This window comes from Streptomyces sp. NPDC046759 (assembly GCF_040645475.1).
Classification (GTDB): Bacteria; Actinomycetota; Actinomycetes; order Streptomycetales; family Streptomycetaceae; genus Streptomyces.
In genome coordinates this window covers 1-21,814 of record NZ_JBEYYJ010000016.1, presented here as the reverse complement: position 1 = coordinate 21,814, position 21,814 = coordinate 1, and the positions used below count along the sequence as shown (strand labels likewise).

At 70.9% G+C, this 21,814-nt stretch carries 20 protein-coding genes and 2 pseudogenes; 18 read left to right on the top strand and 4 right to left on the bottom strand.

The annotated features are described in order from the left end of the window. Positions 1-48: 48 nt before the first annotated feature. Both ABZ919_RS21815 and hisS read left to right on the top strand, forming a co-directional pair. Positions 49-756, top strand: a complete 708-nt coding sequence (locus tag ABZ919_RS21815; RefSeq protein ID WP_361250219.1) for an MBL fold metallo-hydrolase — start codon at positions 49-51, stop codon at positions 754-756. A 13-nt stretch (positions 757-769) separates the two neighbouring features. Further along, positions 770-2,032, top strand: coding sequence for a histidine--tRNA ligase (gene hisS, locus ABZ919_RS21810; protein WP_361250217.1), 1,263 nt, complete (start codon positions 770-772; stop codon positions 2,030-2,032). A 103-nt stretch (positions 2,033-2,135) separates the two neighbouring features. Here the strand turns inward: hisS and ABZ919_RS21805 are convergent. The 3 genes and pseudogenes from ABZ919_RS21805 to ABZ919_RS21795 all read right to left on the bottom strand — a co-directional run bounded on the left by ABZ919_RS21805 (position 2,136) and on the right by ABZ919_RS21795 (position 3,094). Further along, positions 2,136-2,704: pseudogene (locus ABZ919_RS21805) on the bottom strand (response regulator transcription factor). Positions 2,705-2,849: 145 nt separating this feature from the next. After that, positions 2,850-2,987: pseudogene (locus ABZ919_RS21800) on the bottom strand (ATP-binding cassette domain-containing protein); the annotation flags it as partial. Beyond that, positions 2,972-3,094 carry a hypothetical protein gene (locus ABZ919_RS21795; protein ID WP_361250214.1) on the bottom strand — a complete coding sequence of 41 codons (123 nt, stop codon included), beginning with the start codon at positions 3,092-3,094 and terminating at the stop codon, positions 2,972-2,974. The pseudogene ABZ919_RS21800 and the gene ABZ919_RS21795, both read right to left, overlap by 16 nt. A 145-nt stretch (positions 3,095-3,239) precedes the next feature. Here ABZ919_RS21795 and ABZ919_RS21790 point away from each other — a divergent pair, with 145 nt between their 5' ends. From ABZ919_RS21790 to rpsD, 3 genes are all read left to right on the top strand, one after another. Next, on the top strand, positions 3,240-3,896 hold the full coding sequence (locus ABZ919_RS21790; protein WP_361250212.1) for a vitamin K epoxide reductase family protein: 657 nt from the start codon (positions 3,240-3,242) through the stop codon (positions 3,894-3,896). A gap of 47 nt (positions 3,897-3,943) precedes the next feature. Beyond that, positions 3,944-5,299: a replication-associated recombination protein A gene (locus tag ABZ919_RS21785; RefSeq protein ID WP_361250209.1), complete on the top strand. Its 1,356-nt coding sequence runs from the start codon at positions 3,944-3,946 to the stop codon at positions 5,297-5,299. A gap of 308 nt (positions 5,300-5,607) precedes the next feature. Continuing rightward, positions 5,608-6,222, top strand: a complete 615-nt coding sequence (rpsD, locus tag ABZ919_RS21780; protein ID WP_031161776.1) for a 30S ribosomal protein S4 — start codon at positions 5,608-5,610, stop codon at positions 6,220-6,222. 141 nt (positions 6,223-6,363) lie between these two features. Here rpsD and ABZ919_RS21775 read toward each other — a convergent pair whose 3' ends face one another. Further along, a complete protein-coding gene (locus tag ABZ919_RS21775; RefSeq protein WP_361250206.1) occupies positions 6,364-8,598 on the bottom strand; it encodes an AAA family ATPase in 2,235 nt (744 codons plus the stop codon). A gap of 162 nt (positions 8,599-8,760) precedes the next feature. On the opposite strand from ABZ919_RS21775, the gene ABZ919_RS21770 reads away from it, so the two are divergent. From ABZ919_RS21770 to nusB, 13 genes are all read left to right on the top strand, one after another. Then, a complete protein-coding gene (locus ABZ919_RS21770; RefSeq protein ID WP_361250605.1) occupies positions 8,761-9,186 on the top strand; it encodes a DUF948 domain-containing protein in 426 nt (141 codons plus the stop codon). 16 nt (positions 9,187-9,202) lie between these two features. Next, the gene (locus ABZ919_RS21765; protein WP_361250204.1) at positions 9,203-9,550 is read left to right on the top strand and encodes a hypothetical protein; all 348 of its coding nucleotides are present in this window, start codon (positions 9,203-9,205) and stop codon (positions 9,548-9,550) included. Continuing rightward, positions 9,550-12,222, top strand: coding sequence for an alanine--tRNA ligase (alaS, locus tag ABZ919_RS21760; RefSeq protein ID WP_361250201.1), 2,673 nt, complete (start codon positions 9,550-9,552; stop codon positions 12,220-12,222). The genes ABZ919_RS21765 and alaS overlap by 1 nt, the downstream gene beginning before the upstream one ends. Positions 12,223-12,247: 25 nt before the next feature. After that, entirely contained in the window at positions 12,248-12,712 is a 465-nt protein-coding gene (gene ruvX, locus ABZ919_RS21755) for a Holliday junction resolvase RuvX (RefSeq protein WP_361250199.1), read from the top strand. A 123-nt stretch (positions 12,713-12,835) separates the two neighbouring features. Continuing rightward, a complete protein-coding gene (gene mltG / locus ABZ919_RS21750; RefSeq protein WP_361250196.1) occupies positions 12,836-14,503 on the top strand; it encodes an endolytic transglycosylase MltG in 1,668 nt (555 codons plus the stop codon). Beyond that, a complete protein-coding gene (locus ABZ919_RS21745; protein ID WP_361250194.1) occupies positions 14,484-15,323 on the top strand; it encodes a shikimate dehydrogenase in 840 nt (279 codons plus the stop codon). The genes mltG and ABZ919_RS21745 overlap by 20 nt, the downstream gene beginning before the upstream one ends. Positions 15,324-15,489: 166 nt before the next feature. Continuing rightward, positions 15,490-16,674 (top strand): chorismate synthase, encoded by a 1,185-nt coding sequence (gene aroC, locus ABZ919_RS21740; RefSeq protein WP_361250191.1) that lies wholly within the window; start codon positions 15,490-15,492, stop codon positions 16,672-16,674. 32 nt (positions 16,675-16,706) lie between these two features. After that, positions 16,707-17,189: a shikimate kinase gene (locus ABZ919_RS21735; protein ID WP_361250602.1), complete on the top strand. Its 483-nt coding sequence runs from the start codon at positions 16,707-16,709 to the stop codon at positions 17,187-17,189. After that, on the top strand, positions 17,186-18,277 hold the full coding sequence (aroB, locus tag ABZ919_RS21730; protein WP_361250188.1) for a 3-dehydroquinate synthase: 1,092 nt from the start codon (positions 17,186-17,188) through the stop codon (positions 18,275-18,277). Before ABZ919_RS21735 ends, aroB begins: the two co-directional genes overlap by 4 nt. Positions 18,278-18,460: 183 nt before the next feature. Beyond that, positions 18,461-19,345, top strand: a complete 885-nt coding sequence (locus tag ABZ919_RS21725) for a Pro-rich N-terminal domain-containing protein (RefSeq protein ID WP_361250185.1) — start codon at positions 18,461-18,463, stop codon at positions 19,343-19,345. A gap of 148 nt (positions 19,346-19,493) precedes the next feature. Continuing rightward, on the top strand, positions 19,494-20,600 hold the full coding sequence (locus ABZ919_RS21720; RefSeq protein WP_361250182.1) for an aminopeptidase P family protein: 1,107 nt from the start codon (positions 19,494-19,496) through the stop codon (positions 20,598-20,600). Positions 20,601-20,649: 49 nt separating this feature from the next. Then, on the top strand, positions 20,650-21,216 hold the full coding sequence (efp, locus tag ABZ919_RS21715; protein WP_361250179.1) for an elongation factor P: 567 nt from the start codon (positions 20,650-20,652) through the stop codon (positions 21,214-21,216). 2 nt (positions 21,217-21,218) lie between these two features. Beyond that, positions 21,219-21,653 (top strand): transcription antitermination factor NusB, encoded by a 435-nt coding sequence (gene nusB / locus ABZ919_RS21710; RefSeq protein WP_361250177.1) that lies wholly within the window; start codon positions 21,219-21,221, stop codon positions 21,651-21,653. Positions 21,654-21,814 lie beyond the last annotated feature (161 nt).

Below are 21,814 nucleotides of genomic sequence, written 5' to 3'. Positions count from 1 at the left end.
CTGGACCACAGCATGTAGCCACCCGTATCGACACAACGAAGGACGATCGTGCTCATTGCCGGGTTCCCCGCCGGGGCCTGGGGGACGAACTGTTATCTCGTCGCCCCCGCCGCCGGTGAGGAGTGCGTGATCATCGATCCCGGCCACCAGGCCGCCGAAGGCGTCGAGGAAGCGCTGAAGAAGCATCGGCTCAAGCCCGTCGCCGTCGTCCTCACCCACGGCCACATCGACCACGTGGCCTCTGTCGTCCCCGTCTGCGGCGCACACGACGTACCGGCCTGGATCCACCCCGAGGACCGGTACATGATGAGCGACCCCGAAAAGGCGCTCGGCCGGTCCATCGGCATGCCGCTGATGGGCGAGCTGACCGTGGGGGAGCCGGACGACGTCCGCGAGCTGACGAACGGCACCACGCTGCAACTCGCCGGCCTCGAGTTCTCCGTCGCGCACGCGCCGGGCCATACCAAGGGGTCGGTGACCTTCCGGATGCCCGAGACCGCCGACGTCCCGTCGGTGTTCTTCTCCGGGGATCTGCTGTTCGCCGGCTCCATCGGACGCACCGACCTGCCGGGCGGATCCATGGGGGACATGCTCGAGTCGCTGGCCCGCGTGTGCCTGCCGCTCGACGACTCCACCGTGGTGCTGTCCGGCCACGGCCCCCAGACGACCATCGGCCAGGAGCGCGCCGCCAACCCCTATCTGCGGCAGGTGGCGGCCGGCCAGGGAGCCGCCGAGGCCCCCCGACGAGGAATGTGACGAGAGAGCTTCCGTGAGTACCTTCCAGGCCCCCAAGGGCACCTACGACCTCATCCCGCCGGACTCCGCCAAGTACCTGGCGGTGCGCGAGGCCATCGCCGCCCCGCTGCGCAACTCCGGCTACGGCTACATCGAAACGCCCGGCTTCGAGAACGTCGAACTGTTCGCGCGCGGTGTCGGCGAGTCCACCGACATCGTGACCAAGGAGATGTACGCCTTCGAGACCAAGGGCGGCGACAGGCTCGCCCTGCGCCCCGAGGGCACCGCCTCCGTGCTGCGTGCGGCCCTGGAGGCCAATCTGCACAAGGCGGGCAACCTCCCGGTCAAGCTGTGGTACTCCGGCTCGTACTACCGCTACGAGAAGCCGCAGAAGGGCCGCTACAGGCACTTCTCCCAGGTCGGCGCCGAGGCGATCGGAGCGGAGGATCCGGCCCTGGACGCCGAGCTGATCATCCTCGCCGACCAGGCGTACCGCTCGCTGGGCCTCCGCAACTTCCGGATCCTGCTGAACAGCCTCGGCGACAAGGAGTGCCGTCCGGTGTACCGGGCGGCGCTGCAGGAGTTCCTGCACGGCCTGGACCTGGACGAGGACACGCGCCGCCGCGTCGACATCAACCCGCTCCGGGTCCTCGACGACAAGCGCGAGTCGGTCCAGAAGCAGCTGAGCGGCGCCCCGCTGCTCGGCGACTACCTGTGCGACGCCTGCAAGGCGTACCACGAGGAGGTCCGCGACCTGATCACCGCCGCGGGCGTGGCCTTCGAGGACGACGCGAAGCTGGTGCGCGGCCTCGACTACTACACCCGCACCACTTTCGAGTTCGTGCACGACGGCCTGGGCTCGCAGTCCGCGGTGGGCGGCGGCGGCCGCTACGACGGCCTCTCCGAGATGATCGGCGGCCCGGCCCTGCCGTCGGTCGGCTGGGCGCTCGGCGTCGACCGCACGGTCCTAGCCCTGGAAGCGGAGGGCGTCGAGCTGGACCTGCCGTCCCAGACGTCGGTCTACGCCGTCCCGCTCGGCGAGGAGGCCCGCCGGGTGCTGTTCGGGAAGGTCACCGAGCTGCGCAAGGTCGGCATCGCGGCGGACTTCAGTTACGGCGGCAAGGGCCTGAAGGGCGCCATGAAGAACGCCAACCGCAGCGGCGCCCGCTACGCGGTCGTGGCCGGCGAACGCGACCTCGCCGACGGCGTCGTCCAGCTCAAGGACATGGAGTCCGGCGAGCAGACGGCGATCGGCGTCAACGAGATCGTCGCCGAACTGGAGTCCCGGCTCGGCTAGGCGTGACCGACGAGAAGGGCGCCGGGGTCCGTCCCCGACGCCCTTTCGACTGTTCCGGCTGCTGCCGCGGTGCGCCGGCGTGCGGTCTCGGCGTCCGTTCGTGTCACTGTTCCAGCAGCCCCTGGCGCATCGCGCTCGTCACCGCCGCCGTGCGGTCGTCGACGCCCAGCTTCGCGAAGACGCGCAGCAGATGCGTCTTCACCGTCGACTCCCCGATGAACGACCGGCGTCCGATCTCCGCGTTGGTGCAGCCCTCGGCCACCAGGCGCAGGACCGCCGTCTCCCGCTGCGACAGCCGGGGGCGTTCCGGCCTGGGCCGGAGCTGGTCCACCAGACGGGCCGCCACGGACGGGGCGAGCACTGTTTCGCCGCGTGCGGCGGCCCGTACGGCGTCGGCCGGTTCGCGGCGGGGCAGGTCCCTCAGCAGGCAGCCCGCCGCCCCCGCCTCCACGGCCCGCAGGATGTCCCGGTCGGTCTCGTACGTCGCCAGGACGATCACCCGGCACCGCAACCCGGCCGCGGTCATCCGCTCGATGGAGTGCACACCCCCGCCCCCGGCATCCGCAGATCCATCAGCACGATGTCCGGGCGCACGTCGGCCGCCGGTGCCTGCGCCTGTGGTCCGCTGCCCACGTCGCCGACCACCTCCAGGTCCGGTTCGGCGCTCAGCATCGCGCGCAGGCCTTCGCGTACGACGGGACGGTCGTCGGCCTCCGGGTCGCGCGGGCGCGGGTAGTAGCGGGCGAAGTGCCGCACCGTCTCGAGCCACCGTCAACTCCGCGGGCGCCGATTCGTCCTGCCAGACGATTCCCACACGCGATCTCCACGCGCGCGTGCCCGCCGCGGGATCCGCGCCCAGGACGGTCACCTCGCCCCCGTCCCTTTCCCGGTTGCCCTGCAGGATCTCCACGGTGGTGCTCTTGCCGGCGCCGTTGGGCCCTACCAGGCCGAACACCTCACCGCGCCGGATGCCGAGGTCGAGCCCGTCCACGCGGTCACGCCCCCGTACCGCCTGCGCAGCCCCCGGACGTCCACCGCGAGTTCGTTCACGTGTGCTGTCATGCCCTCGAGCATCGGCCGGAACCGAACGATTCGTGACCACCGTGCGTACCTCCTTATGTCCTTCGAACGGTGGACACACATGTGAGTGCGGCACAATGAGCCGTGCCCGAAGATGGTCCAACTCTCAAGTGACGGAATCGGCGTGATGAGCAAGACGACAGTCAACGACGTCTCCACGGAGTCGGGTCCCGAGCGTGCCGGCGACGCCCCCGCGGTGGTGGGCGGCAGCCGTGCCTTCGCCCTGCTGCTGGTGATCACCGGTGCGGCCGGGCTGCTGGCCGCCTGGGTCATCACGCTCGACAAGAACAAGATCCTGGAGGCGAAGCTCGCCGGGAAGACGTTCACGCCGGGGTGCAGCGTCAACCCGATCGTGTCCTGCGGCAGCGTCATGGAGAGCAAGCAGGCGGCGGCCTTCGGTTTCCCGAACCCCTGGCTCGGCCTGGTCTGCTACGGCATCGTCGTCTGCGTCGGCATGAGCCTGCTGGCCCGCGCCCGCTTCCCGCGCTGGTACTGGCTGACCTTCAACTTCGGCACGCTCTTCGGCGTCTGCTTCGTGACCTGGCTGCAGTTCGAGTCCCTGTACCGGATCAACGCGCTGTGCCTGTGGTGCTCGCTGGCCTGGGTCGCCACGATCACCATGTTCTGGTACGTGACCTCGTTCAACGTCCGCAACGACTTCCTGCCGGCCCCGCGCTGGCTGAGGTCCTTCTTCGGCGAGTTCACCTGGGTGGTGCCGGTCACGCACTGCGGCATCATCGCCATGCTGATCCTGACCCGGTGGGGCAGTCAGCTCTGGGCCTGACCCCGGGACCGCACGGCGTTGTCAGTGGTGTGTCTTAGGGTTTCAGCGTGGAACCCGACCTCTTCACCGCCGCAGCAGAAGATCGCCAGGAGAAGGACCCGGCAGCCAGTCCCCTGGCGGTGCGGATGCGCCCGCGCACGCTGGACGAGGTGGTGGGCCAGCAGCACCTGCTGAAGCCCGGCTCCCCGCTGCGCCGCTTGGTCGGCGAGGGCTCCGGCGGCCCCGCCGGCCCCTCCTCGGTGATCCTCTGGGGACCGCCCGGCACCGGAAAGACCACCCTCGCCTACGTCGTCTCCAAGGCGACGAACAAGCGGTTCGTGGAGCTGTCCGCGATCACCGCGGGCGTCAAGGAGGTCCGTGCGGTCATCGACGGCGCCCGCCGCGCCACGGGCGGCTTCGGCAAGGAGACCGTCCTCTTCCTGGACGAGATCCACCGCTTCAGCAAGGCCCAGCAGGACTCCCTGCTCCCGGCGGTCGAGAACCGCTGGGTGACCCTGATCGCGGCCACCACGGAGAACCCGTACTTCTCGGTGATCTCCCCCCTGCTCTCCCGCTCCCTGCTGCTCACCCTCGAACCGCTCACCGACGACGACATCCGGGGCCTGCTCAAGCGCGCCCTGACCGCCGAGCGCGGTCTGAAGGACGCCGTCGGCCTCCCCGAGGACACGCAGGAGCACCTGCTGCGCATCGCCGGTGGCGACGCCCGCCGGGCCCTGACCGCCCTGGAGGCCGCCGCCGGAGCCGCCCTGGACAAGGGCGAGAGCGAGATCGGCCTGGAGACCCTGGAGCAGACCGTCGACCGGGCGGCGGTGAAGTACGACCGCGACGGCGACCAGCACTACGACGTCGCCAGTGCCCTGATCAAGTCCATCAGGGGCTCCGACGTCGACGCGGCCCTGCACTACCTGGCCCGCATGATCGAGGCAGGCGAGGACCCCCGCTTCATCGCCCGCCGCCTGATGATCTCCGCCAGCGAGGACATCGGCCTGGCCGATCCGAACGCCCTGCCCATCGCGGTCGCCGCGGCCCAGGCCGTCGCGATGATCGGCTTCCCCGAGGCCGCTCTCACCCTCAGCCACGCCACCATCGCCCTCGCGCTCGCCCCGAAGTCCAACTCGGCGACCACCGCGATCGGCGCCGCCATGGAGGACGTGCGCAAGGGCCTGGCCGGCCCCGTGCCGCCGCACCTGCGCGACGGGCACTACAAGGGCGCCGCCAAGCTCGGTCACGCCCAGGGGTACGTGTATCCGCACGACCTGCCGGAGGGCATCGCCGAGCAGCAGTACGCCCCGGACGCCCTGAAGGACCGCGAGTACTACACCCCGAGCCGGCACGGCACGGAGGCGCGGTACGCGGACGCGGTGGAATGGACCCGCAAGCACCTCGGTCGCAGGCGGTCCTGAGCGCCCTGTAGAATTCCCCGAAGTGCTGAGTTCCGCGCAGTCAGAGCGGAACACCCAGTCGGAGCCCCACGGCCGCAAGGACGCGAGGTTCCAGGAGCGTCGCGCACCGTCGAACGGTGTCGCGGGCAGCCCACCACCTCCCGGCGGTTCCGGGAACGGTCGGTGGGCCACTCGCGTGCTGCACGTTGTGCCCAGACCAGGGGAACGGCTGCCCGGCAGGTCCCATGCGGACCCGGCGGGATTCCCCGGCTGCGGATGCGACCTCCCCTAACTCTGACGAGCCGAAAACTACGAAAGAGATTGAGACAGTGGCGAACCAGTCCCGCCCCAAGGTCAAGAAGTCGCGTGCCCTCGGCATCGCGCTGACCCCGAAGGCCGTCAAGTACTTCGAGGCCCGTCCCTACCCGCCGGGCGAGCACGGCCGCGGCCGCAAGCAGAACTCGGACTACAAGGTCCGTCTGCTGGAGAAGCAGCGTCTGCGCGCGCAGTACGACATCTCCGAGCGCCAGCTGGTCCGCGCCTACGAGCGTGCGTCCAAGGTCCAGGGCAAGACCGGTGAGGCCCTGATCGTGGAGCTCGAGCGCCGTCTCGACGCCCTGGTCCTGCGTTCGGGCATCGCCCGCACCATCTACCAGGCCCGTCAGATGGTCGTCCACGGCCACATCCAGGTCAACGGCCAGAAGGTCGACAAGCCGTCCTTCCGTGTCCGTCCGGACGACGTCGTGCAGGTCCGCGACCGCTCCAAGGAGAAGACGCTCTTCACGATCGCCCGCGAGGGTGGCTTCGCCCCCGAGGGTGAGACCCCGCGCTACCTGCAGGTGAACCTCAAGGCCCTGGCGTTCCGCCTGGACCGTGAGCCGAACCGCAAGGAGATCCCGGTGATCTGCGACGAGCAGCTCGTCGTCGAGTACTACGCCCGCTGACCCCAGCCCCGGCGTAGGACCTCAGCCCGCCGTCTTCCCGCCCGGCCCCGCCGGGAGGGAAGACGGCGGTTTGCGTTTCCGGCCGTTTCCGCGCAGTGCGGACGGACCCTCGCCGGGGCACCGCGGGCCGGCGGCGTCCGGTCAGCGTCCGGTCCAATTTCCCTGCCGTGTGCCGGTGCCGCCGTGCGAGGCGCGGGAGGTGTGTTCGGCGTTTTCGCCGCGTGGGTCCGCCGCGGCGCCTCGGTCGTCGTCCGCGCCGTCCTGTGGCACGGGTCCGCGGGGTGCCGGCAGTGCGCCCAGCGGCCGTACACGGCCGTGGCCGAGCGCACGGGAGACGGCTGCCGCGCGCTCCAGCCGGGCCCCCTCGCGCAGGCACTCCTCGTACCGCGCGTCGCCCAGGGCTCGCCGTGCGAGCGTCTCGCAGCGCTCGTGCGGGGCGTTGTAGTACGCCGAGCCGAACAGCGGCAGCCCCACCGACGGCCACATCCGGTCCGCCGCGCCCTGGAGCAGCGCCGCCTCGGCAGGTTCGCCCCGGGCCGCCGCCACCAGCGCCAGCAGTTCCATCGCCAGCACCGAGCCGAGCAGGTCGTGGAAGCCGTGGGCGTTGCGCAGACAGTCCGCGAGCAGTTCCCGAGCCTTGTTGAGGGCACCCGCCTGCCAGGCCGCGTACGCCAGCACGTACAGCGCGTAGCTGCGGGCCCAGCGCTCCCCGTGGTCCTCGCACACCCGGCGCACGTCCTCGCACAGCCGCACCGCGTCCGGCAGGTCCCCCTGGAAGGCGCGCGTCATCGCCAGCTCCACCTGGACCATCAGCACGTTGCTGTTCAGTTCGCCGATCTCCTGGTAGCGCTCCAGCGCCGACCGCAGCAGCGTTTCTGCACGGGCCATGTCATCCGTGACCAGGGCCAGACAGCCGGTGCGGTGCTCCGCGTACGCCACCGCCGTCGCGTCCGCGGCCCGCTCGGCCTCCTCCCGGCACTCCCGCAGCGCCGTCAGCGCCGGCACGGTGTCACCCTGCAGGATCGCCACGTAGCCGAGCACCCACAGCGCCTTGAACCGCGACTGCTCGTACCCGGACTCCAGCTCCAGACTGCGCGCCAGCCAGCGACGGCCCTCCGCGAGCCGCCCGCAACCGACCCAGCAGAACCACAGCGACCCCGCCAGGTACTGGCCCAGATGGGCCTCGTCCGGCTCGGTCAGACAGAACTCCAGCGCCGCCCGCAGGTTGGGCAGCTCCGCCTCGACCCGCGCGGCCACCTCGCCCTGCCGGGGTGAGAACCAGTCCAGCTCGCACCAGGTCGCCAGGCCCAGAAACCAGTCCCGGTGCCGCCTGCGCAGCCGGCCGGCGTCCCCTATGCCCTCCAGCCACTCGGCGCCGTAGGCCCGGACCGTGTCCAGCATCCGGTAACGGGGGCCGGCCGGGCTCTCCTCACGGGTCACGACCGACTGGGCCAGCAGCTCCGACAGCACGTCCAGGACGTCCTCGGCGGGGAGCCCGTCCCCGCTGCACACGTACTCCGCCGCCTCCAGGTCGAAGGTCTGCGCGAACGCCGAGAGCCGCGCCCACAGCAGCCGTTCGGCCGGAGTGCACAGCTCATGGCTCCAGCCGATCGCGGTGCGCAGGGTCTGATGGCGGGACGGCGGGCCGCCGGGGACCGGGCGCGCGGCGCCGTCCCGGGCGCCGTTGGCCAGCAGCCGGAACCGGTCGTCCAGCCGCTGCAGCAACTGCGCCGGGGACAGCGCCCGCAGCCGCCCGGCCGCCAGCTCCAGCGCCAGCGGGATTCCTTCCAGCCGCCGGCACAGCTCGCGCACCTCCGGGTCGCCGCACACCCGCAGGCCCTGCTCCCGGGCCCGTTCGGTGAACAGCTCCACCGCCTCCTCGGCGCCGAGCGGTGCCAGCGGGAACAGCCGCTCGCCCGCCAGCCCCAGCGGCCGCCGGCCCACGGCCAGCACCCGCAGCTTCGGCAGCTTGCGCAGCAGCTCCGCCGTCAACTCGGCACAGGCGTCCACCAGATGCTCGAACCCGTCCAGCACCAGCAGGGCCGGCCGCCCGGCGAGATGATCCAGCAGGGCCTCCCGGGGTGGCCGGGCGGTGTGGTCGGTCAGCCCCAGCGCCTCCGCCACCGCGTGCTCCACGAACTGCGCGTCGCGCACCGGCGCCAGCTCCACCCGCCCGGACCCGGACACCCACCCGGCGGCGACCCGCGCGGCCAGCCGGGACTTGCCGACACCGCCGACCCCGGTCACGGTCACCAGCCGGGCCCGGCGGAGCGCGTCCGTGAGCTCGGCGAGCTCGGCGGAGCGCCCGACGAAGGCGGTCAGTTCCAGGGGCGGATCGCCGTCGGGGAAGGGATCTGCGCGCTGAGGATCTCGCATGGGACACGGAGCGTACTGAACCGTGTTCATTGCGTACAATCGCTTCCACCAACTCCGCTCCCGCCGCCCGCCGATCCGGTACGGAGTGCGCGCCCCGGCGCGATAGGCTCGGGAACACAATTTTTCGATGTCGAGGCACGTTTCAGGGAGCGGGTGCGCACAGTGTCCGGTGGAGAGGTGGCCGGGATCCTGGTGGCCGTTTTCTGGGCGATCCTGGTCTCCTTCCTCGCGGTGGCTCTCGCGAGGCTGGCCCAGACGCTCAAGGCGACCACCAAGCTGGTGGCGGACGTGACGGATCAGGCCGTCCCCCTGCTCGCCGACGCCTCCCAGGCGGTGCGTTCCGCGCAGACCCAGATCGATCGCGTCGACGCGATCGCCTCCGACGTCCAGGAGGTCACGTCGAACGCCTCCGCGCTGTCCACCACGGTCGCCTCCACGTTCGGCGGCCCGCTGGTCAAGGTCGCGGCGTTCGGGTACGGCGTCCGCCGGGCGCTGGGCGGCCGCAAGGAGGACGTGCCCGCGAAGGCGCCCCGGCGTAACGTGATCGTGGGCCGCACGGTCCCCGCCGCACGACGCAAGCGGAAGTAAGGACTGAGACCGAGCGATGTTCCGCCGTACGTTCTGGTTCACGACAGGTGTCGCCGCCGGCGTGTGGGCCACCACCAAGGTCAACCGCAAGCTCAAGCAGCTGACTCCGGAGAGCCTCGCCGCGACCGCCGCGAACAAGGCCCTGGAGACCGGTCAGCGGCTGAAGGACCGTGCGGTGGGCTTCGCACTCGACGTCCGCGACAACATGGCCCAGCGGGAGGCCGAGCTGGAGGAGGCCCTCGGGATCCAGGAGAACCCGGAACTCCCCGCACCGAGGCGGTACACCGCCATCGAGAACGACCGCAGCACACCGAAGTACACCGAATCCCCGATGTACTCGTACAACCGGAATGAGGACCACTGATGGAGTCGGCCGAGATTCGCCGCCGCTGGCTGAGCTTCTTCGAGGAGCGCGGGCACACCGTCGTCCCTTCGGCGTCGCTCATCGCGGACGACCCGACTCTGCTCCTCGTCCCCGCCGGCATGGTGCCCTTCAAGCCCTACTTCCTGGGTGAGGTCAAGCCGCCGTTCCCGCGCGCCACCAGCGTGCAGAAGTGCGTGCGCACGCCCGACATCGAAGAGGTCGGCAAGACCACGCGCCACGGCACGTTCTTCCAGATGTGCGGCAACTTCTCCTTCGGTGACTACTTCAAGGAAGGCGCCATCAAGCTCGCCTGGGAGCTGCTCACCGCGTCCCAGGACGAGGGCGGTTACGGCCTCGACCCCGAGCGCCTGTGGATCACCGTCTACCAGGACGACGACGAGGCCGAGCAGATCTGGCACGAGGTCGTCGGCGTGCCGAAGGAGCGCATCCAGCGCCTCGGCATGAAGGACAACTTCTGGTCCATGGGCGTCCCCGGCCCGTGCGGCCCCTGCTCCGAGATCAACTACGACCGCGGCCCCGAGTTCGGCGCCGAGGGCGGCCCCGCCGTCAACGACGAGCGGTACGTGGAGATCTGGAACCTCGTCTTCATGCAGTACGAGCGGGGCGAGGGCACCGGCAAGGACAACTTCGAGATCCTCGGGGACCTGCCGAGCAAGAACATCGACACGGGCCTCGGCCTGGAGCGGCTCGCCATGATTCTGCAGGACGTGCAGAACATGTACGAGATCGACACCTCCATGGCCGTCATCGACAAGGCCACCGAGCTGACCGGCGTCCGCTACGGCGAAGCCCACGCCTCGGACGTGTCCCTCCGCGTGGTCACGGACCACATGCGCACGGCCACGATGCTGATCGGTGACGGCGTGACCCCCGGCAACGAGGGCCGCGGCTACGTCCTGCGCCGCATCATGCGCCGCGCCATCCGCAACATGCGCCTGCTCGGCGCCACCGGTCCGGTCGTCAAGGACCTGATCGACACCGTGATCGGCATGATGGGCCGGCAGTACCCGGAGCTGATCACCGATCGCGAGCGCATCGAGAAGGTCGCCCTCGCCGAGGAGAACGCCTTCCTCAAGACGCTGAAGGCCGGCACCAACATCCTCGACACCGCCGTCACCGAGACCAAGCAGTCCGGCGGCACCGTCCTGCCCGGTGACAAGGCCTTCCTGCTCCACGACACCTGGGGCTTCCCGATCGACCTCACCCTCGAGATGGCCGCCGAGCAGGGCCTCGCCGTGGACGAGGAGGGCTTCCGCCGCCTGATGAAGGAGCAGCGGGAGCGCGCCAAGGCCGACGCCCAGGCCAAGAAGACCGGCCACGCCGACATGGGTGCCTACCGCGAGATCGCCGACTCCGCCGGTGCCACCGACTTCATCGGCTACAGCGACACCGAGGGCGAGACCACGATCGTCGGCATCCTGGTGGACGGCGTCTCCTCGCCGGCCGCCACCGAGGGCGACGAGGTCGAGGTGGTCCTGGACCGCACCCCGTTCTACGCCGAGGGCGGCGGTCAGATCGGGGACACCGGCCGGATCAAGGTGGACTCCGGTGCCGTCATCGAGGTCCGCGACTGCCAGAAGCCCGTCCCGGGCGTGTACGTCCACAAGGGTGTCGTGCAGGTCGGCGAGGTGACCGTCGGCGCCAAGGCCCATGCCTCGATCGACGCCCGCCGCCGCAAGGCCATCGCCCGCGCCCACTCGGCCACCCACCTGACCCACCAGGCCCTGCGCGACGCCCTCGGTCCGACGGCCGCCCAGGCCGGTTCCGAGAACCAGCCCGGCCGCTTCCGCTTCGACTTCGGCTCGCCGTCCGCCGTTCCCACGGCGGTGATGACCGACGTCGAGCAGAAGATCAACGAGGTGCTCGCCCGCGACCTCGACGTGCACGCCGAGGTCATGGGGATCGACGAGGCCAAGAAGCAGGGCGCCATCGCCGAGTTCGGCGAGAAGTACGGCGAGCGGGTCCGCGTCGTGACCATCGGCGACTTCTCCAAGGAGCTGTGCGGCGGCACGCACGTGCACAACACCGCCCAGCTCGGCCTGGTGAAGCTGCTCGGCGAGTCCTCCATCGGCTCGGGTGTCCGCCGTATCGAGGCCCTGGTCGGCATGGACGCCTACACCTTCCTCGCCCGCGAGCACACGGTCGTCAACCAGCTGACCGAGCTGATCAAGGGCCGCCCGGAGGAACTGCCGGAGAAGATCTCCTCGATGCTCGGCAAGCTGAAGGACGCCGAGAAGGAGATCGAGAAGTTCCGCGCCGAGAAGGTGCTGCAGGCCGCCGCCGGTCTCGCGGAGTCCGCCAAGGACGTGCGCGGCGTGGCCGTCGTCACCGGCCGGGTCCCGGACGGCACCACCCCGGACGACCTGCGCAAGCTGGTCCTCGACGTACGCGGTCGCATCCAGGGCGGGCGTGCCGCGGTCGTGGCCCTCTTCACGGTCAACAACGGCAAGCCGCTGACCGTCATCGCCACCAACGAGGCCGCCCGTGAGCGCGGTCTCAAGGCCGGTGACCTGGTCCGCACCGCTGCCAAGACCCTCGGGGGCGGCGGTGGCGGCAAGCCGGACGTCGCCCAGGGCGGCGGCCAGAACCCGGCTGCCGTCGGCGAGGCCGTCGAGGCCGTCGAGCGTCTCGTCGCCGACACCGCCAAGTGACGGCTGAGTAAGGAAACGGTCGGAGATGCGCAGAGGACGTCGGCTCGCGATCGACGTCGGGGACGCCCGGATCGGGGTCGCCTCGTGCGACCCCGATGGGATCCTCGCCACACCGGTGGAGACCGTCCCCGGCCGGGACATCCCCGCCGCCCACCGCCGCCTTCGTCAACTGGTGGAGGAGTACGAGCCGATCGAGGTGGTCGTCGGACTCCCTCGCTCCCTCAAGGGGGGCGAGGGCCCGGCCGCCGCCAAGGTCCGCGCCTTCGCCCAGGAGCTGGCCAAGGGCATCGAGCCGGTGCCGGTGCGCCTGGTCGACGAGCGGATGACGACCGTGACGGCCAGTCAGGGACTGCGTGCCTCCGGTGTGAAATCCAAGAAGGGCCGCGCGGTCATCGACCAGGCGGCGGCCGTCGTCATTCTGCAGCAGGCCCTGGAATCCGAACGGGTGTCAGGTAAAGCACCCGGCGAGGGCGTCGAAGTGGTCATCTGATCGCGATACGGTAACGTTCCGCGCGATGTGCCGGTGTTCGAACAGCCGGCGCACAACGAGAGGCGGAGCGGAAGCGGGCCCACCGGCCGCGTGACCGGTCGGCCTCGCGGCTCTAGGGGATCGATGACTGAGTATGGCCGGGGCCCAGGCCCCGAACCGTGGCATCCGCAGGACCCGTTGTACGGGGACGGCGGATGGGAAGGGCAGCAGGCGCACGTCGGCCACCAGTCTGCCTACGGCGGCCAGCCGCAGCAGTATCCGCAGCAGCCGCAGCACGGTGACTGGAACCAGCAGTACCAGCCCGGGTACGGCCACGAGCAGTACCCGTACTACGACGAACAGGGCCATCAGCACTACCCCGGCCACCCCCAGCAGCAGTACCAGCACCAGGGCGGCTGGGACGCGTCCGGCACCCACGGCCAGGTGCCGTACCCCCCGAGCGATCCCGGTGACCCGTACGGCCAGCAGACCGCCGCCTACGGCGGGGACCAGCCCGACTTCTACGGCACCGACGACGCCTATCCGCCGCCGAAACCGCCCGGCCGCAGGCACCCCGAGCCGGAAGCCGAGCCCGAAACCGCGCCCGACGACGAAGAGCACCCCTTCTTCACCGGAGGCGGCGGCGACGAGGAGGAGGAGCACGAGCTCCAGGGCCGCCGTGAGCGGCGCGGCGCGGGCAAGAAGCCGGCCGAGAAGGCCAAGAAGCGACGCAACGGCTGTGCCTGCATGGTTGTCGTCCTGGTCTTCGGCGGCGGCCTCGGCACGGTCAGCTACTTGGGCTACAAGTTCTACCAAAATCGTTTCGCCCCCGCCCCGGACTACGCGGGCAACGGCACCAGCGCCACGGTGATCGTCGAGATCCCCAAGGGCGCGGGCGGCTACGAGATCGGCCGACGGCTGAAGGACGCCGGCGTGATCAAGTCCGTCGACGCCTTTGTACACGCCCAGTCGCAGAATCCCGAGGGCAACACACTGGAGGCGGGTGCCTATCTCCTGCACAAGGAGATGTCCGCCGCCAGCGCCGTGAAGATGATGCTGGACCCGAAGAGCCAGAACAACGTCATCGTCAAACCGGGCGAGCGCAACGCGGGTGTCTACGAGGCGATCGACCAGAAACTCGAGCTCGCCGCCGGCACCACCAAGAAGGTCGCCGACAAGGAATTTAAGAGCCTCGGACTGCCGGCCTGGGCGCTGAACACCCAGTACAGCAGCGAGATCCAGGACCCGCTGGAGGGCTTCCTCTTCCCGGGCACCTATCCGGCCGCCAAGGGCATGAAGCCGGACAAGATCCTGAAACAGATGGTCGCGCAGGCCAAGTCCAAGTACGACGCCTACGGTCTCACGGCGAAGGCCCAGACCCTGGGCCTGAAGAACGCGTTCGAACTCGTCACGGTGGCCAGCCTGGTGCAGGCCGAGGGCAAGACGCACGACGACTTCCGCAAGATGGCGGAAGTGGTCTACAACCGCCTGAAGCCCACGAACACCGAGACGAACCAGCTGCTGCAGTTCGACTCGACGTACAACTACCTCAAGGGCACCAGCAACATCCATATCTCCGAAAAGGAGATCAACAGCAACCAGAGCCCGTACAACACGTACACCCACAAGGGCCTTCCCCCGGGACCGATCGGCAACCCGGGCGAGGACGCGATGATGGCGGCTCTGAATCCGACCCACGACGGTTGGATCTATTTCGTGGCGACCGACGGTGTGAGCAACACCGAATTCGCGAAGACCTATGCCGAATTCAAGCAGCTCAAGGAAAAGTTCGATGCCAGCTCGGGCCACTGACGCCCGCCGGGCCGCCGTGCTCGGTAAGCCCATCGCCCACTCGCTGTCGCCGGTGCTGCACCGGGCCGCGTACGACGAACTCGGGCTCACCGGGTGGTCGTACGACCGCTTCGAGGTGGACGAGGCCGGTCTGCCCGGTTTCTTCGAGAAGCTGGGGCCGGAGTGGGCGGGGCTGTCGCTGACCATGCCGTTGAAGCGGGCCGTGATCCCGCTGCTGGACGAGATCAGCGAGACGGCCTCCTCCGTGGACGCGGTCAACACCGTCGTCTTCACCGAGGACGGCCGCCGGATCGGTGACAACACCGACATCCCGGGCATGGTGGCCGCGCTGCGCGAGCACGGCATCGAGCAGGTCGACTCCGCCGCGGTCCTCGGGGCCGGCGCCACCGCCTCCTCCGCGCTCGCCGCCCTCGCCCGGATCTGCACCGGAGAGGTCGTCGCCTACGTCCGCAGCGAGGCGCGCGCCGCCGAGATGCGCCAGTGGGGCGAACGTCTCGACGTCGAGGTGCGCACGGCGGAGTGGGCCGACGCCGAGCAGGCGCTGCTGGCCCCGCTGGTGATCGCGACGACCCCCGCGGGCACCACCGACGCCCTCGCCGCGGCCGTACCCGAGCGGCCCACCACCCTCTTCGACGTGCTCTACGACCCCTGGCCCACCGAGCTGGCGGCCCGCTGGTCCATGTTCGGCGGCGCCGTGGTCGGCGGTCTCGACCTGCTCGTCCACCAGGCCGTCCTGCAGGTCGAGCAGATGACCGGCCGCGCCTGTGTGCCTCTGGAGGCCATGCGCCGCGCCGGCGAGAAGGCGCTCGCCGCACGCTGATCGCTCCGATCGCGTCCGCCTTGTGGACCTGTCGCCGGATTCCGGCCCGGGACGTGGGAGGATCGGATGTGGCGGGCCGGGGTCGCGCACCCGGTCGGGCCGTCGCCGTACGCGAGGACACGCGTACGCAGGGGCAGTACCGGGCGCGAACACGACAGGAGCACCGTTGAGCAGGCTGCGTTGGCTGACCGCGGGGGAGTCCCACGGTCCCGCACTTGTCGCGACGCTGGAGGGCCTCCCCGCCGGCGTGCCGATCACCACGGAGATGGTGGCGGATCACCTGGCGCGGCGACGGCTCGGCTATGGCCGCGGTGCGCGGATGAAGTTCGAGCAGGACCAGGTCACCTTCCTGGGCGGCGTCCGGCACGGGCTCACCCTCGGTTCCCCGGTGGCGATCATGGTGGGCAACACCGAGTGGCCCAAGTGGGAGCAGGTCATGGCGGCCGACCCGGTGGATCCGGAGATCCTGGCCGGTCTGGCGCGCAACGCCCCGCTGACCCGCCCGCGTCCGGGGCACGCGGATCTGGCGGGCATGCAGAAGTACGGCTTCGACGAGGCCCGCCCGATCCTGGAGCGCGCCTCCGCCCGCGAGACGGCCGCCCGGGTGGCCCTGGGCGCGGTCGCCCGGTCGTACCTGAAGGAGACCACGGGCATCGAGATCGTCTCGCACGTCGTCGAGCTGTGCTCCGTGAAGGCCCCGCAGGGCGTGTACCCGACGCCGGCCGACGTCGAGAAGCTGGACGCCGACCCGCTGCGCTGCCTGGACGCGGACGCCTCCAAGGCGATGGTCGCGGAGGTCGACCAGGCCCACAAGGACGGCGACACGCTCGGCGGTGTGGTCGAGGTGCTGGCCTACGGCGTTCCGGTCGGACTCGGCTCGCACGTGCACTGGGACCGCAAGCTGGACGCCCGTCTCGCCGGTGCCCTCATGGGCATCCAGGCGATCAAGGGCGTCGAGCTCGGCGACGGCTTCGAGCTGGCCCGGGTGCCCGGCTCCAAGGCGCACGACGAGATCGTCAGCACGCCCGAGGGCATCCGGCGCGTCTCCGGCCACGCCGGCGGCACCGAGGGCGGCCTGAGCACCGGCGAGCTGCTGCGGGTGCGGGCCGCGATGAAGCCGATCGCGACCGTGCCGCGGGCCCTGAAGACGGTGGACGTCACCACCGGCGAGGCCACCCAGGCCCACCACCAGCGCTCCGACGTCTCCGCCGTACCGGCCGCGGGCATCGTCGCCGAGGCGATGGTCGCGCTCGTCCTCGCGGACGCGGTCGCCGAGAAGTTCGGCGGCGACTCCGTGGCCGAGACCCGCCGCAACGCCCAGTCGTACCTCGACAACCTGCGGTTCCGGTGAGCGCCGTGCCTGCGGTCGTCCTGGTCGGCCCGATGGGGGTCGGCAAGTCCACCGTCGGCCGACTGCTCGCCGAGCGGCTCGGTACCGGGTACCGGGACACCGACGACGACATCGTCGCCGCCGAGGGCCGCACCATCGCCGAGATCTTCGTCGACGAGGGCGAGCCGGCCTTCCGGGCGATCGAGAAGCGGGCCGTGCACACCGCGCTCGCCGAGCACGAGGGCGTCCTCGCGCTCGGCGGCGGTGCCGTCCTGGACGCCGACACGCGGGCCCTGCTCGCCGGGCACCGGGTGGTCTACCTCTCGATGGACGTGGAGGAGGCCGTCAAGCGCACCGGCCTGAACGTCGCCCGGCCGCTGCTCGCCGTCAACCCGCGCAAGCAGTGGCGCGAGCTGATGGAGGCCCGGCGGCACCTCTACGAGGAGGTCGCCACCGCCGTCGTGGCGACGGACGGCCGCACCCCCGAAGAGGTCACCCGACAGGCGCTGGACGCACTGGAGTTGAAGGAAGCATGAGCGAGGCAGTCACCCGGATCCAGGTCGCCGGCACGGCGGGCACCGAGGCCTACGAGGTGCTGGTCGGCCGCCAACTGCTCGGCGAACTCGCCGGGTTGATCGGGCCGAAGGCCAAGCGGGTCGCGGTGATCCACCCCGAGGCGCTGGCCGAGACGGGTGACGCGCTGCGCGCCGACCTGGCCGAGCAGGGCTACGAGGCGATCGCCGTCCAGGTGCCGAACGCCGAGGAGGCCAAGACCGCGGAGGTCGCCGCCTACTGCTGGAAGGCGCTCGGCCAGTCGGGCTTCACCCGGTCCGACGTCGTCGTCGGCGTCGGCGGCGGTGCGACCACGGACCTCGCCGGTTTCGTCGCCGCGACCTGGCTGCGCGGGGTGCGCTGGATCGCCGTCCCGACCACCGTGCTCGCCATGGTGGACGCGGCGGTCGGTGGCAAGACCGGCATCAACACCGCCGAGGGCAAGAACCTCGTCGGCGCCTTCCACCCGCCGGCCGGCGTCCTGTGCGACCTGGCCGCCCTGGACTCCCTCCCGGTCAACGACTACGTCTCCGGGCTCGCCGAGGTCATCAAGGCCGGCTTCATCGCCGACCCGGTGATCCTCGAACTGATCGAGTCCGACCCCGAGGCCGCCCGGACCCCGGCGGGCCCGCACACGGCCGAGCTGATCGAGCGCTCGATCCGGGTGAAGGCGGAGGTCGTCTCCGCGGACCTGAAGGAGTCGGGCCTGCGCGAGATCCTCAACTACGGCCACACGCTCGGCCACGCCATCGAGAAGAACGAGCGCTACAAGTGGCGGCACGGCGCCGCGGTCGCGGTCGGCATGCACTTCGCCGCCGAACTCGGCCGTCTGGCGGGCCGGTTGGACGACGCGACGGCGGACCGGCACCGCGCGGTCCTGGAAGCGGTCGGCCTCCCGCTGCACTACCGCCACGACCAGTGGCCCAAGCTGCTGGAGGCGATGAAGATCGACAAGAAGTCCCGCGGCGACCTGCTGCGCTTCATCGTCCTCGACGGCCTGGCCAAGCCGACGGTCCTGGAGGGGCCGGACCCGGCCGTCCTGCTCGCCGCGTACGGAGAGGTGGGCCAGTAAGTCCGCCGCTGTTCCGTCCGCCCGATTCCTGACCTCGACTTCCTCTCGGGAACGGGCACTTCGGGCCGCCCCCGGCCGTTTCACCGAGAGACGGCGGGGGACGGTACCGTTCGGTTGGCGGCGGACTCAGCCCCGCTGCCAGCGCGAACGTCAGCCGAAGACGACGAGACGGAGTGGCAACGGATGCAGCACGCAGTGGGGTCTCCGCTGCCGCCGCCCCATCAGCCGGGGCAGATGCCGCACGCCGGCTGGGTGTCGGCCGCCCACCAGCCGGGCCCGCACCCGGGTGCCTCCCAGGGGCCCGCCCCCGTGCCCCCGCCGCCGGTGTTCCCCGCCCCGGCCGGCGCCGTACCGCCGACGCCCCCTCAACCCCCCGTGCCCCAGCCCCCGGCCCCGCAGCCGGCCGCTGTGCCGGCTCCCGACAGCACCGGTCATGTCCCGCTGCCGCCCGGTGGCCCGGTGGGCGTGCCGGCGGTGCCCCCCGCTCCCGCGGCAGCCCCCGAACCGGCGGCGACCACGCTGGCCGTCCTGCTCATCGGCCCCGCCGGCGCGGGGAAGACCAGCGTCGCCAAGTACTGGGCGGACCACCGCCGGATGCCCACCGCTCACATCAGCCTGGACGACGTGCGCGAATGGGTCCGCTCGGGCTTCGCCGACCCGCAGTCCGGCTGGAACGACAACTCCGAGGCCCAGTACCGACTGGCCCGCCGGACCTGCGGCTTCGCCGCGCGCAACTTCCTCGCCAACGGCATCTCCTGCATCCTGGACGACGCGGTCTTCCCCGACCGCCCGGTCGTCGGCCTCGGCGGCTGGAAGCGGCACGTCGGACCCGGCCTCCTCCCGGTCGTCCTCCTGCCGGGCCTGGACATCGTCCTGGAGCGCAACGCCGAGCGCACCGGCAACCGCCGCCTCACCGACGAGGAGGTGGCCCGCATCCACGGCCGCATGGCGGGGTGGTACGGATCCGGTCTGCCGATCATCGACAACTCCCAGCTGGACGTCCCCGCCACGGCCCGCGTCCTGGACGAGGTCCTGGCGAGGGCGATCGCGAGCCCGCCCAGCTGGTGAGCGGGGGAGTACCCGCACCGAAGGGCGCGGGGACCTGCGCGGCGAGCCCCGCACACCCGCACCCGGCGACCCGCGGGTACCACCCCCACAAGCCCCACTCGGCTCCTAAAAATCGGCATAACTCGGCCAAAACTCCTACGCTCATCTCATGTCAGAGGTGTACGCGACCCGCCGATCCCGGCTGAGAGACCACGTCACCGCGGCCGGCACCGCGGCGGCACTCGTCACCCGCCCAGCCAATGTGCGCTACCTCGCCGCGGCGGCCCCGCAGGGCTCCGCGCTGCTGCTCGGCAGACGCGAGGACCTCCTCGTCTGCAACGGCCCGCCGGACGACCGCCCCTACGAGGGCCGGCCGGACGAGAACCTGCGCCTGCACGTCCTCCCGCCCAACGGCGGCGACGCGGCCGTCGCGGCGGCCGGGCTGGCCGTGTCCCAGGACGCCGACTCCCTGGCCGCGGAGGAGCACCACCTCACGGTCACCCGGTACAGAGCCATCGCCTCGGTCGCCCCCGGACTCCGCCTCACCGACCTCGGGGGGGCCGTCGAGCAGCTCAGGGTGGTCAAGGACGAGGAGGAGATCTCCTGCCTCCGCATCGGCGCCGAGATCGCCGACCAGGCCCTCGGCGAGCTGCTGGAGTCGATCCTGGTGGGCCGCACCGAGCGGCACCTCGCGCTGGAGCTGGAGCGCCGCCTGGTCGACCACGGCGCCGACGGGCCGGCCTTCCCCACCTCCGTGGCCACCGGAGCCAACTCCGGCCGGCGCGGTCATCGCCCCACCGACCGGCGGGTGGAGGAGGGCGACTTCCTCACCGTGTGCCTGGGCGCCACCTACCGCGGCTACCGTTGCGAGATCGGCCGTACCTTCGTCATCGGCACCTCGCCCGCCGACTGGCAGGTCGAGCTGTACGACCTGGTCTTCGCCGCCCAGCGCGCCGGACGGGAGTCCCTGGCGCCCGGCGCCGTCTACGGCGATGTGGACCGTGCCGCACGTCAGGTGCTGGACTCCGCCGGCTATGCGGAGGCCCTGCCACCGCTGACCGGACACGGTGTCGGACTCGAAATCGACGAGGACCCGCAGTTGGCGCCCGCGGCCATGGGTAAACTGGACGCTTGCGTGCCGGTCACCGTCGAACCGGGGGTCCACCTCCCGGGCCGGGGCGGTGTCCGGATCGATGACACGCTCGTCGTGCGCCCCGAGGCGGACGGCGGTCCCGAGCTACTCACCATCACGACCAAGGAGCTGCTCGCCCTCTAGGCAGTGGCGTGCGCCGGGGTCGTACGTCAGTCCAGGAGATTCCGCAACCGTGGCTTCCACGAACGACCTCAAGAACGGCATGGTGCTCAAGCTCGAAGGCGGCCAGCTCTGGTCCGTCGTCGAGTTCCAGCACGTCAAGCCCGGCAAGGGCCCGGCCTTCGTGCGCACCAAGCTGAAGAACGTGCTGTCCGGCAAGGTGGTCGACAAGACCTTCAACGCCGGCGTCAAGGTCGAGACCGCCACTGTCGACAAGCGCGACATGCAGTTCTCGTACATGGACGGCGAGTACTTCGTCTTCATGGACATGGAGACCTACGACCAGCTGCACATCGACCGGAAGGCCGTCGGCGACGCCGCGAACTTCCTGATCGAGGGCTTCACCGCCACCGTCGCGCAGCACGAGGGCGAGGTGCTCTTCGTCGAGCTGCCGGCCGCCGTCGAGCTCGTCATCGCCGAGACCGAGCCGGGCGTCCAGGGCGACCGCTCCACCGGCGGCACCAAGCCGGCCACCCTGGAGACCGGTCACCAGATCCAGGTCCCGCTCTTCATCACCACCGGTGAGAAGATCAAGGTCGACACCCGTACGAGCGACTACCTCGGCCGGGTGAACAGCTAACCGTGGCTGCCCGCAACACGGCCCGCAAGCGCGCCTTCCAGATCCTCTTCGAGGGCGACCAGCGCGGCGCCGACGTCCTGACGGTCCTCGCGGACTGGGTCCGGCTGTCCCGGTCCGACACCCGGCAGCCTCCGGTCAGCGAGTACACGATGCAGCTGGTCGAGGGCTACGCGGTACGCGCGAAGCGCATCGACGAGCTGATCGCCCAGTACGCGGTCGGCTGGACGCTCGACCGGATGCCGGTCGTGGACCGCAACATCCTGCGGCTGGGCGCGTACGAGCTGATCTGGGTCGACGAGACCCCGGACGCCGTCGTCCTGGACGAGATGGTGCAGCTGGCGAAGGAGTTCTCGACGGACGAGTCGCCCTCGTTCGTCAACGGTCTGCTGGGCCGGCTGAAGGAGCTCAAGCCGTCCCTGCGCCGGGACCAGGCATAGCCGCCCGGTACGCCATCGCCGGAGGGCCCGCAGCATGCTCGTGCTGCGGGCCCTCCGGCGTTCTTGTGATGACCGTGAAGACGCCGCCGGGGTGGCCGGGACCTAGGGTCCCGAGCTTCACCCCCGTGATCACCACGGCGTCGTTGTCGACGGTGACCAGC